This is a genomic window from Robertmurraya mangrovi, from assembly GCF_034427655.1.
Classification (GTDB): Bacteria; Bacillota; Bacilli; order Bacillales; family Cytobacillaceae; genus Robertmurraya_A; species Robertmurraya_A mangrovi.
Window position 1 is genome coordinate 70,947 of sequence record NZ_JAXOFX010000008.1, and the last position, 11,729, is coordinate 82,675.

The window sequence follows — 11,729 nt, forward strand, 5'->3', positions numbered from 1 at the left end:
AAATCCATCAACTGTTGGGTAAAGCCCTCAATCTTCTCTCCTTGAAATTTTCATTATCAAACCTAGTATTTCTTCTAGCTCGAATCTGAGTAGGATAAGTCAATTATAAGATATCATCAATTGGCTTGTTGCCTAAAACATGGTCTAAGGCTGCTACTTGGAATCTATATCTTCCAAGATGATTTGAACCATCGAATCTCATATCCTCTGATACCAAAATGTTTTTTATTAGGCAAAAAAGAGCAGCTACAGGGACTTTTCTGTCATTAAAACTCCCCCTTATAAAAGGTGACCAGGAAGCAGGAAAATGGAAAGCCTCTTTAACAAAAGAATCTACCAACTGTTGTACACTAAAGTCCTCTCTTGTCCCTAAAATGTTATTTATTTCTTTGAAAATAGCCATATATTGTTTTCCAGCGTGTTCACATAAAAATTTTAAGTCTTTTATGATTTCTTTATTAGTAGGTGTCCAAACTCTAATATCATTGTTTTCAACATAAATTAATGAAACTCTTGTTTGTGGCTTATCTTTAGGTATACCTGAATTCGGATTGTCAGTTCCAATCTGCCTTGTTACTAAAAAGCTAGGAAATACACTATTTTCATTTGTAGATACAATAACTTCCTCAATTATTTCTTTCAATCCAGTTTTTGTTGTTTGTATTTTATCATTTACTTCTTTTATGTAATGACCTTGGTAAATTAAACAAGGCACTACCTTACCATTGTAAAAACTGGTTTGAATATTACTGGTAATCTTCTGATCTAAATTTATTGATTCCCCGATTAGTAACATGTTTTTATCCCCCGTTCATTTCATTCCCAACCATTATATACAAATATACTAGACAAATAAATTAGTTCCTTCTTTGCTTGAATTTAAAGTTTTAATTCTATCTAAAAGTTATAAGTTTTTAGACAAACAATCAATTAACCTAATATTGCTCACAAAAATATATTTACATAGTCTAAAAGTTAGTCAAGAAATAAAAGCACAGAAGTTATGTATCTTTTAGACAACAAATCAAGGAAAAAACATCATGGCTGTTATTGGATATGCTAGCGTTTCAACTAAAGACCAGGAATTAGAATTGCAACTAAAAAAGTTAAAAGCATATGGCCGCGATAAAATCTTCATGGAAAAGCAAAGTGGAGCTAAAAGTGACCGGGAGGAACTAGCTAGAGATTATTTAAGAGAAGGTGACAAGCTAGTTGTTTATAAACTGGATCGATTAGCTAGAAGTACATTCGATTTACATAAGATAGCGAAAGAGCTAAGTGAACGTGGTATAGGTTTAGTCTTTATAAAAGAGCAGATTGACTTCACAACACCAGCTGGTAAACTCATGTTCACTATGCTAGGTGCTATTGCTGAATTTGAACGTGATTTAATAGCAGAAAGAACAGCTGAAGGACGTGAAAGAGCAAAAGCACAAGGAAAGCATATGGGCCGTGTCGGTCGGCAAGGCAGAGAAAGACGTTAAGAAGACTTTAAGGTTGTATGCTGATAGAGAATCAAATGGATTGAGTGTAAACGATATTGTTAAAATGACCGGAGTTCCTCGGTCTACTATATACGCAAAAGCGAAAAAGCAAGGGTTAAGTTAAAGTTAATATAAAAGAAATGGAGCTTGGTTTGATTGCCAAGCTCTTTTGTTTAGTTACCGTTTTTATGCTCCCTATAATTTAAGTACATATTCACCTTAAATACTCATTAAACAATATTAAAACTATCACTTTCTCTAAATACAATTTTTATATGGCTTCAAACTCCCCAATTATCTTAAAGTAAGTCTTCTCATATGATTTGAACTCACCTTTTAATTTGATTCCTATCGCTTTTTCAAGTTTAGCAAAGAGATTTACTGTAATTCCAAAATCTGAAGTAATTTTAACCACTAACTCAAAGCTCTCCAATCCTCTATACAACCTTCCTTCAACGATATTTTTTAAAGCGAACATATAAACCTAAAGATAAACCATTTTACCAGATAAGTTATATTGGTATGAAAATGATGGATCTTTGCGGGTAACACCGTAAATAAACACTAAATCTAGCACCTTTCTATACTAAAGAATGCATTCTTTCCACACATTTGAACAGACCGAATGATATTTAATTATGTAATATGTAAACTACATTGCTGTATGTTCGCGCAGTTCCATTAACTTTAATGTAGATTAGAACCGAGTCTTTACCTTCGATAACATGTTGAATGTTGCTACTTTGGTTAATATAAATAATACTTTCTTTTTCGTTTCGATTATGAAGAGTAGGCTTATTAATATAACCTTCCGTTGCAAATTCACCTATAATAAGACCATCAAGAAAAATATTTTCTTTAATATGAATTTTATTATCCTCAAAAAAATCTTTATAAGTGGATACATACCTAAAGGTACCATTACCACCAAACTTACGTATAAAGTCATGATAACTTATTTGTTTGCCGTTAAAGTTTTTAATTTTTGAATAAACCATATCTTTTGCTCTGTCGGCATTTTTTTTATCATCTTGCTTTTTTTTCATGGTTTTTAAGAAATCTCTTTCATAATAAGAACCCCGATTAGCTAGTTTTCTATATTCTTTGTATTCTTCCCTCGTCAATTCCACTCCTTCCACTGTGTACTTTTTTATCGTTTGTTCCTTGTCTTCGTTTCTCATGAGTTTTTTTATAATCCCTAACAAAACAAAAATCCCCATTAACTATTTTATATATTTTATTTCAGCAATTGATACTCCTGTAAATATATCTAATCAGACTTGTTAGTAACACTTACAGGTTCAACATTTGTTTTGTTTAAATCAATTTTCAATTCATCCAATACTTTCTGTTTAGCGACATCCGTAACATGAGTATATCTTTGAGGGGTATTGAGATTGGAGTGCCCTAACAGCTCCTGAACATTACGAATATCAATACCTTGTTGGATTAACATTGTAGCAAAAGAGTGTCGCAACTTATGGCTAGAAATTTTCCTTTCTTTCCAGTCCTCATAACCACCCTGTTTAGAAAGACCGTTAATAATACTATCCGTTATTGATTGTATCCTTCTAACGGATAGTCTCTTGCCGAACCTACTTAAAAATAGAGCATCTTCATGGCCTTTTAATCCATATCCCCTATGATTTTCTATGTACTCAATCAAGGGTGATATAAATCCTTTTGAAGTGGAATATACCTGGTTTTATTCCCTTTTCCTCTAACCGTTATCCCTTTTTGTGCATGATTGATACTCGATTTATTAAGTAAGTGAACCTCATCTACTCGGTGACCTGCATACGCCATTATACCCAAGATTACTTTATTTCTTCTACGATACATCTTTTTACTAACTTTATCAATCTGCTCAAACAAGACTTTTAATTCATCCTTTTCTAAGTAGGTAGGTAATGTATTTTTCTGTTCCTTCGCTCTTCTATTCCATCTGTAGGAATATTACTTAATACCTCATATGAACTACACATTGCAAGCCGAATTGTTTATTATACTTTGTCTTCACTTTGATTACTCAAGATGGTTAAGTATATATACCCTGCTCTTTCTTGGAGTACCCATGCCTTTTCTGCTCCTGGAACTGTGTAAAATAATTTTATTCTTTTCACTCTTTTATAATCTGTATTGTAGTGAATTGTATTTGAAATAAAATCAATTCTACTCACCGCTTCAGTCGAGTCATTTAGATTATGGATGTTTTGCTCGCGTTGAACTCGTTCGAAAAATGAAATTTCATTGGATTTACCTTCATCAATTTGTGCAAAAGTAGTTTTTTCAATTTTACTTCTTTTTGCATTTCTTTCTCCGTGTCCATAACCATTTCCACTAGCTACCGTATATTGATAGACCTTAATGTATTTAAAATTTAAATTACCATACTTCATTTTACTGTAAAGAGTCGTGAAACTAATTTCTGGAGCATTTACTTTTTCAAACATCTCAAATATGTAATTTTCTGAATTGGTGGAAGCCTTCTGGGAAGAATCTTTATCAGTTATGTTTGTTCTCCCTAAAAGTTTTTTTATTGTTGATATCATATTATCAGGACTCCTTAAATTTATTCTTATACACTATATTTTTTTAGCTTGCGCTTCAGTTAGCATCAGTTCTGTACACAACTTTTTAAACCCATTATACATATCCTGACTTCCCCATAGCTAAAGCAAAAGGATACCATAGAGACATCTATGATAGATGATTGTATCGCTCCCTCCTATTCACATTACAACCCTCTCAGAGAAACATTATACCTTCTGATTATCAGCAAGAACAAATCCAAATAACCGCTTTTTATCTCGTTATATTCATACTATCATTTGATGAGGAAAAACCTCTTACTACATGAACTACACATTGCAAGTAAAAAATCTATCCTATGAAAACCTCCAAAGGAACTATAATGAGAATTCTAATCTAATAGGTTTCAGTTTGTATCATGGCAGCAATTGCTATATATCGCGCAAAAATAAAAACCCACTCTCCGCTTACGAGAGTGGGTATTCTAGCACTTTTAATACACTAGTATTAATTCAAGAATTCATATATAAATCATTCCAATCTATGTACAAAACATCCTCAAGGTAACTTCTCTTTTCTTGACGTTCCCTAATAGAAATTCTCCAATCGTGGTCAATAATATCTTTAATTATACTCAAGATTTCTTCATTATCTCTGATAAACTTTCTACTATGTTCATACCACCACTTATTATAATGGTGAGCATGATATATAACTATATTATCTTCACCACCAAGAATATAATATGGGATATAGTGTATGATCGAATTGGCTACTGGTGTAATTACGTATAAGTCTTTCTTTCTCAATGTCGCTAATACACTTTTATTGTGAACAAAATCTCTTCTCAAAAGAGGAGAAGATGTCTTAATTATAACCTTTCCAACCAAATCTATTTGGAATAATGCTTATTTTTAGGATGCGAGTTATGTATAGGTTTAAAAGAACATAATTTAAATAACGTATCAGTACTATCTTTAAATTTAACTACGCTGGACCTATTATTGGGTTTATTAATAAATAATGTAGGAAGTTCGTCCGGTTGTAATTCACTACCAAACTCTTTGTAATCTTTAAAATCAAAATATAAATCAATATTATTGGTTCCTACAAAACCACCGCTAAGTTCAATACTTCCATCTAATTCTATTACTCTAAAATTTATAAAGCTTCTATGTTTCCTTGGACTGAATTGTTCATCTGATGCTTGTTCGGGTAATAATAATAAAACCATTAGACCCCAAATAATGATAAGTGCCATATCCATTCTTTTTTTCAGAAATATAATATTTGTTATCTTCTCTATTAAACACTTGTTTATAAGTTACCCCACACCTAAATCCTCTTCTCTTCTAAACCTACGCCCTTACAAAATGAACACTCAATTATTGAGTTCTCTGATATTTTCATATACCCCTACTCCTTTTATTCTGCTTATTCCATTTTATAACAAATAATAGAATCATGCCTTAATACGAAATATGTTATTTATATTATCAATTATAAAAGACACTACTCCACAATTCAGTAGCTTATTTGGTATAGTGCACCCAGAAAAACCCCTTACTGATATAAGTTAGGTAGTGGATATGGTACAGTCACTGCTCCTAAAGGGAAGATTACCTTAAATAAAAAGTACACAGTAAAATTCAATCAGTGTACAGATGGTGATACTGCTAATTTCACACTGGATGGTAAGGTCTATAAGGTTCGCTTCTTATTCATAGATACACCTGAAAGCACTATTCAGAAAGAGAAATTTGGAAAAGAAGCAGCTAACTATACTTGTTCAAAGTTAAAGCAAGCAAAGAAAATCTTACTCGAAACCGATGGTAAAGATGTTTATGATAAATACGATCGTTTACTAGCTTGGGTATTGTTAGATGGTAAATTACATCAAGTACAAAAGCTGGATTAGTAGAAGGATTTTATGATTATGGTACATACGATTATGAAAAAAGAGTTAGAGATGCAATGAAGTATGCTAAAAATAATAAAGTAGAAATGTACAAATAAAATTAAGCCCTTCTCTTTAATCAGAGAGGGGCATACTCGTTATTCAAAAACAGTATGTTGTGTCTTTAACTTTTCCATTGCAATATACAACCAGAAAATATACATACCTAGAGTTATAATGCAGAAAAATCACCACTTAATCCAATTTCCAAATAAACCAATTGCTGACCCAGTAAACTTAAGTCTACGACCATTGATTACAGTGTGTTTAACTTTCCAAGATAAAATCAATGTAATAGACACCAAGGATAGCAAATACCAAAAGTGAAAACAATTACTATGAAGCCTATTATTAACCAACCTATGTACCCAAGCGAACTACCATCAAAATAGGATCGGTTATAAGCCTCTTGATAATATTTTTCCACTTCTGTACTCATAATATCGCGCTCCTATTATCAAGGTTATAGATTCATAAACTTTAATAGTCTTTATTGTACTTTTGGTTTTTAGGAATTGGCTTATGGTAAATCTCTTCTGTATTGTCTAATTCTAATATTGAAGTTAAAAGTGCAGAAAAACCAGCTAATAAAGATAAGTATACACCCATTTTAATATATTCTGATCCACCTAGTATCAGCAATAGCATCATATAAGCAATAGGCATTATACCGGTTAATATACCAATAGGTTTTATTGGATTTTTACCAAAAGAAGTGGCTATTGTGAGTATTGCCCAAGAAGGACAAAAATAAGCACCGAATAAAATAATAAGCCCATAGTCCTTTAAAAAATCGGGTTGTATAAATAGTGAGAGATTATTACTTCCTAACAGTCCATAACCACTAACAGTAGAATCATCAGTACCAATCCATGGTAAAAAAGATGCAAAAACTATGAGTGTACAAGAAAATATTTTAGCTATTCGCAAGAATTTCACCTCCTAATTTACTTTATGTACACAGATATTTTTTATGTATTTTTTACCATTTTATAACACTGTTTTATGGTACCAATTTTTAAGGCGATGCATATTAGTAAATTAAAAGGAGTTAACAATTGCCACTGTAGATTTGCAGCGTAAATATTAACCTTACCTAAATGGTTTTTTGATTGGTATATACATCCTTCATTGGACTATCTAGTATTTTATACTTTAATCCACCAAATTTACTTGGTTTTAATGTACCAACTATATTTGCTGGATTTGCTTTTATAGGTAGCTTGTCTAATTTATAAACAGTCCATGTATTAGCACTAGAAGGAAGATGGAGAGTTATCTTTTCATCAGATTTAATACTGATGTATTTAGTAAAATATTCAATAGTTTCAAAGTAATTTTTAATATGATCAACAATCCATCCATAGGAAAGTGAACATGTTTTTCTGATCTCATAATGTAAATGGGAACCAGTTGAACATCCCGTACTACCTTGTTTACCTACTACTTGTCCTTTCTTAACATGAGCACCTACTTTTACAGTTACACTATCCAAGTAAGCATAGGCATGAGCATAATTATTTTTATCTTTAATAACAACTACAATCGCATAACCACCTAGACCAGTTCCCGACAGCTAAATTAGTGATAATCAGTTTAGCACCTCCCTTAAAAAATTAAAAAGAGAGCCGGAAATCGACTCTCACCTGTAAATATTTGAAGTTTCTTTGGTTATAAAGTACTTCCTTTAGTTATGCTTTATTTGTTATTTCTAGATTCATAGTCATTCACATAAGTTGGTAATCCACCCGTAGTCTCTTTATCTTTAACATATAGTAACATTTCTACAGGTATTACTATTCCAAACCCCAAATCTTTATCATATGTTTATTCTGAGTTAATTTCTAAAGCCTTATTAATTATTAATGATATTTTAGAATAACCCTTCATTTTCATTTGTTTCTGGGGATATTTAGACAAAGGATTACTTAATACGCATTTTTCTGTCCAGAAGCGAATTTTTGTGTATTTTCATGATTTAAGTAAATCTTAACGGTTCTATATTTAATTCCACCTTCTTCTATATCATCTGTACTTAATTCTTCAACAATATACACTCCCAGTCCCGTTTCAAATCCGATCCATCTATAACCAATGCCAGTTTTTATTTGATTCCATTGATAAGAGATCAGTACATCTGACTGTGGAGCAAACCCTGCTGCTTTCTTATCTTTCGGAGAATTAAAATATGGTTTTTTTAATGAAAGGGTTAAAATTCCATCTTTACCTTTAAAGGCAATTCACTTGTACTAAATTTAACCCATTTTTCAGAGTTAATACTCTCTTTTATCTTTCATGTATAATTTGTACATTTGTTGTGTTACTTGAACTTTTTGAGCACGTATCGTCATTTCTAGTTTTGTACCCAAGGATACTTATACATAGGTGTAGGACTCTTTAAATCTAACTTTGGTAGATTATCCATTGTTGCTGCTTTTTCATTACTGCCAACTGAACTTAATGTAATCAATGTAAGACTTTAATCCTCTCATGTAGTTCCCCCCTTTAAAATGAACTGATTTTTGTCGTAAGGCAGCCATTCTTAGTCGTCATCCCGACTAGTAGAGGAGGAAGCACTAGTTGTCACAACGTTAGCATCATCGGGTTCGTCTTGTTTTTTACATAGGCTTGTTGGTACACTTCCTCGAGATAGTCCCCATATGGAGGTTCAGAATCGTATTCTTCATGTATTGGTAATCGTCATAGCCTTCCTGATAGCCCGCTTCTTCGTTGTCCTCGATACAGACTTCGAGCCCTTCTTTGTGACCATCCGCTATGCCATTACGACACCTAACGCATAAGAGGACATTACCAAGAATGTTCCGAACTTAAGCAACTCTTTGTTCCTCTCTAGGAAGCCCTACTTTTAAAAAAACTCCTTTTATTTACTACCTAATATAGGTTACCTTGAATTTTAAATTGGTTATTTGTATAGATTGGTAAAAAATATCCTTTTTCATTGAATTATCCAGTTTCATCTACTTTTAACAGACAAAATAAAAGGTTGTCGAACGATTCTCGACAGCCAGAGTGGCTCTAAAGAGACACTCTCTCCTGTTATCTTGATTCGTATTGGTGAACAAATACCGGAGCTTTTCCAAATAGGTGTACGGGAATAACTACACCTCTACCTAAGTCCTTCTCTTTTGTATACTCAGAATTTACCTCTAAGGAGTATTCGATAATATCCAGTGCTAATCGAGTTGGTTTATTAACCTTGAACTTCTTTTTTAGATATTTTGCTAATGGGTCTTTCAGTAATTCGGATGCTGTTTTTTGTCCATTTGCAAACTCCTGTGTAGCCTCGTGATTCAAATAAATTTTGATTTTCTTAACCCCTGGTGCATCAACAGTAGGTTCTACATCAACAATATGAATTTTAGGTCCTGTTACAAACCCAATCCATCTCAAACCTTTATCCGTAATAATTTGATTCCACTGATAAGAGATAACTACATTTCCCTTAGCTGCAAACCCTGCTGCTTTCTTATCTTCTGGAGAATCAAAGAATGGCTTATTTGATGGAAGTTCTAATACTCCATCTTTGACTTTAAGAGGTAGTTCACTGGTTGCAAACTTTAACCATTCTTCATATACATCATCACCAATTTTCATGTAGTATTTGTACATTTGTTGAGTGACTTTTACTGTCTGGTCCGCACGAAGTGTTCCGTCTGGCTTGGTACTCCAAGGATACTTATACATCGGCATTGCAGATTTTATTTCTAGTGTCGGTAGATCCTTTGTTGATGCTTCACTTGAACTACTACTGAATCCTCCGAAGAACAATATCAAAGATGTAAGTGCCGTCATGAAATACTTCTTAAAACCCTTCATCTAATCCCCTCCAATCAATTGTTAGGCATTAAAACCTATACAATTATATTTGAGGGTTTGGAATTTAATGACATCTGTAATGAGTACTTCTTTTTAATACCCCTTAATAGTAGCAGCAAATATTTGATCCGGATAAAATATAGTGAACAACAAAATCATTAGGGTAAAAGTTTCACATACCTTTTTGTCTCATTATTTCACTCCAAACAGGTCATTTTTAATTCTTTTTCCACTCAATAGTTAAATAACCATAGTCAGTATAAAATTGATAGGTCCCTTCACTTGATTTGTACTTCTTGTTAAACACATATCTTTCTTTTTTATTAATGACTTTTTCAGTGTAGAATTTTATTTCTTTTTCTGATAAGTTCAGGAATAAGAGTTTTATAAGATTGCGAGTTCTTTGTATTTCACTTTTATTGTAAGCTCCCATATAGCTTATTCTCTCTTTATCTCCACCAAACATATGAAGCATTTTATCACCTTTGTTTACAATGAGAGTTTCTCCAGATGCATCAGTCTTGTTTATGTAGAGGATTACTTGATAATCCTTCGAAAATTTTTTAGCGATTTTGAATGGAGGGGTTGAAGCAGCATTCTTGTGATAAATATAAACATACTTACCCCTGCACTTAATTTTAAACCAGTTTTTAGATGCACCATAGACAGGTATAAATAAAGCTCTAGCATCGTATACAATCTTACTTTTAGAACTTGGTTTTTCTCTCAGAGGAAAATCGTACGAATCATCTAGCCCAAGCCAAAATAACTCTTTCCCCCGTTTATCGGACATGTTTTCATACCTAAATTCAGGCGGGAATGAATCATCTTGTGCTGTTGTGATTGATGGCAATACGACACTAACTAAGAGCATTAATCCTAAAGCCCATGTAATTACCTTATACATTTACTTCACCCCTTATATAATTCAATGATTTTTATCCTAGGTATAATTATATGTTTGTTATTTCCTTCCATGTTGAAATGACAAATTCTATATAGATTTAACGTATCAATGGAATTAATTATTGCAGATATAGGATTCAGATGGATAGGATTTAAAATATAATAATATAGCACTCTCTTTAAAACCGCTTCAACAACTATGATAATTAAAAGTAAATAAGGTCTAGATGAAAGGTTCTATCTAAAATTTTTTTTTGCAGGTGTTTTACTATAGAAAGAGCAAACAAAAGAATATTAGAAATTTGGATGGGAGCATTAGAGACTATAAAAAGGATTTAATGAATCAGACTTATATGCTAAAAAGCTATATCATCAAACTATTGTGCTATTACTTGAAAAAGGACTATTCCAAAAAGACCCTCTAAATTATTCCTAAAATCATCCTCAATTTATACCAAACCAAGATTTTAAAGACGAATATTTTTGAAAAAAAGAATACTTTTCAGCGACAGAAATATTAGTGTTTCTTTTAACCTCAAAAAAATTATTTAGCAAAAGCCTTTCCGTAGGATTCGTACAGATAGTAGAATCCAAAGAAGTAAGAAAACTTTTAACAGATTCTGAGAAAACTGCTGATGGACAAATACTGCTTTAACCAAGAACTTGCAAGCGGATCACTTACAAGTTCCTAAATCCCTTAGAAACAGAGATCTCAACATCAACTGACTCTCCGTTTTCCTATAAGTTTGGCATCAGTCATGAGAGCAGACCTTGTGACACTTATGCGTCAATTATTTTACAAAATCTCTACTGGTTTTATATTATGGGGACACTTTTTCTTTTATAAAACTTAATAGACCTATTTGTCCTATCTCACTTGATAGTATAATCTTCTAGGGAAGTAAAAAAAGATAAGGTGATTACCCATCTCTTTATTAAAAAATTGAATTAAGTTTTCTTGCTTTGCACTAAAGAATTATACCCTTTTGATTAAATAAAACTTCCTCTGGCCT

General features: G+C 32.3%; 12 protein-coding genes and 3 pseudogenes. 2 read left to right on the top strand and 13 right to left on the bottom strand.

The annotated features are described in order from the left end of the window. Nucleotides 1–103 precede the first annotated feature (103 nt). A complete protein-coding gene (locus SM124_RS13275; RefSeq protein WP_322447009.1) occupies nucleotides 104–796 on the bottom strand; it encodes a hypothetical protein in 693 nt (230 codons plus the stop codon). Between the two features lie 244 nt (nucleotides 797–1,040). On the opposite strand from SM124_RS13275, the pseudogene SM124_RS13280 reads away from it, so the two are divergent. Further along, nucleotides 1,041–1,608: pseudogene (locus tag SM124_RS13280) on the top strand (recombinase family protein). Nucleotides 1,609–1,755: 147 nt separating this feature from the next. On the opposite strand, the gene SM124_RS13285 reads toward SM124_RS13280, so the two are convergent. The 6 genes and pseudogenes from SM124_RS13285 to SM124_RS13310 all read right to left on the bottom strand — a co-directional run bounded on the left by SM124_RS13285 (nucleotide 1,756) and on the right by SM124_RS13310 (nucleotide 5,277). Further along, complete coding sequence (locus tag SM124_RS13285) at nucleotides 1,756–1,929, bottom strand: hypothetical protein (RefSeq protein ID WP_322447010.1); 174 nt, start codon at nucleotides 1,927–1,929, stop codon at nucleotides 1,756–1,758. A gap of 187 nt (nucleotides 1,930–2,116) precedes the next feature. Then, complete coding sequence (locus SM124_RS13290; protein ID WP_322447011.1) at nucleotides 2,117–2,689, bottom strand: hypothetical protein; 573 nt, start codon at nucleotides 2,687–2,689, stop codon at nucleotides 2,117–2,119. Between the two features lie 65 nt (nucleotides 2,690–2,754). Beyond that, nucleotides 2,755–3,150, bottom strand: a complete 396-nt coding sequence (locus tag SM124_RS13295; protein ID WP_322447012.1) for a tyrosine-type recombinase/integrase — start codon at nucleotides 3,148–3,150, stop codon at nucleotides 2,755–2,757. After that, nucleotides 3,147–3,374: pseudogene (locus SM124_RS13300) on the bottom strand (tyrosine-type recombinase/integrase); the annotation flags it as partial. The pseudogene SM124_RS13300 and the gene SM124_RS13295, both read right to left, overlap by 4 nt. A 113-nt stretch (nucleotides 3,375–3,487) precedes the next feature. Further along, nucleotides 3,488–4,036, bottom strand: coding sequence for a hypothetical protein (locus SM124_RS13305; protein WP_322447013.1), 549 nt, complete (start codon nucleotides 4,034–4,036; stop codon nucleotides 3,488–3,490). Between the two features lie 872 nt (nucleotides 4,037–4,908). After that, nucleotides 4,909–5,277, bottom strand: a complete 369-nt coding sequence (locus SM124_RS13310; RefSeq protein WP_322447014.1) for a hypothetical protein — start codon at nucleotides 5,275–5,277, stop codon at nucleotides 4,909–4,911. 483 nt (nucleotides 5,278–5,760) lie between these two features. On the opposite strand from SM124_RS13310, the gene SM124_RS24095 reads away from it, so the two are divergent. Further along, nucleotides 5,761–5,934: a thermonuclease family protein gene (locus tag SM124_RS24095; protein ID WP_407691407.1), complete on the top strand. Its 174-nt coding sequence runs from the start codon at nucleotides 5,761–5,763 to the stop codon at nucleotides 5,932–5,934. Between the two features lie 137 nt (nucleotides 5,935–6,071). On the opposite strand, the pseudogene SM124_RS13320 reads toward SM124_RS24095, so the two are convergent. The 6 genes and pseudogenes from SM124_RS13320 to SM124_RS13345 form a co-directional block, all read right to left on the bottom strand. Continuing rightward, nucleotides 6,072–6,412 (bottom strand): annotated as a pseudogene (locus tag SM124_RS13320) (hypothetical protein). 41 nt (nucleotides 6,413–6,453) lie between these two features. After that, nucleotides 6,454–6,903 (bottom strand): hypothetical protein, encoded by a 450-nt coding sequence (locus SM124_RS13325; protein ID WP_322447015.1) that lies wholly within the window; start codon nucleotides 6,901–6,903, stop codon nucleotides 6,454–6,456. A gap of 166 nt (nucleotides 6,904–7,069) precedes the next feature. Further along, nucleotides 7,070–7,549 carry a M23 family metallopeptidase gene (locus SM124_RS13330; RefSeq protein ID WP_322447106.1) on the bottom strand — a complete coding sequence of 160 codons (480 nt, stop codon included), beginning with the start codon at nucleotides 7,547–7,549 and terminating at the stop codon, nucleotides 7,070–7,072. A 352-nt stretch (nucleotides 7,550–7,901) separates the two neighbouring features. Then, nucleotides 7,902–8,030: a hypothetical protein gene (locus tag SM124_RS13335; protein WP_322447016.1), complete on the bottom strand. Its 129-nt coding sequence runs from the start codon at nucleotides 8,028–8,030 to the stop codon at nucleotides 7,902–7,904. A 1,000-nt stretch (nucleotides 8,031–9,030) separates the two neighbouring features. Beyond that, the gene (locus SM124_RS13340) at nucleotides 9,031–9,810 is read right to left on the bottom strand and encodes a hypothetical protein (protein ID WP_322447017.1); all 780 of its coding nucleotides are present in this window, start codon (nucleotides 9,808–9,810) and stop codon (nucleotides 9,031–9,033) included. Nucleotides 9,811–10,027: 217 nt separating this feature from the next. Then, on the bottom strand, nucleotides 10,028–10,717 hold the full coding sequence (locus SM124_RS13345) for a hypothetical protein (protein WP_322447018.1): 690 nt from the start codon (nucleotides 10,715–10,717) through the stop codon (nucleotides 10,028–10,030). Nucleotides 10,718–11,729 lie beyond the last annotated feature (1,012 nt).

What these genes read in the sequence shown, in the direction of transcription:
- SM124_RS13310 (WP_322447014.1), bottom strand. Translation starts at nt 5,277, where the DNA reads ATGGCACTTATCATTATTTGGGGTCTAATGGTTTTATTATTATTACCC.
- SM124_RS13340 (WP_322447017.1), bottom strand. Translation starts at nt 9,810, where the DNA reads ATGAAGGGTTTTAAGAAGTATTTCATGACGGCACTTACATCTTTGATA.
- SM124_RS13275 (WP_322447009.1), bottom strand. Translation starts at nt 796, where the DNA reads ATGTTACTAATCGGGGAATCAATAAATTTAGATCAGAAGATTACCAGT.
- SM124_RS13305 (WP_322447013.1), bottom strand. Translation starts at nt 4,036, where the DNA reads ATGATATCAACAATAAAAAAACTTTTAGGGAGAACAAACATAACTGAT.
- SM124_RS13345 (WP_322447018.1), bottom strand. Translation starts at nt 10,717, where the DNA reads ATGTATAAGGTAATTACATGGGCTTTAGGATTAATGCTCTTAGTTAGT.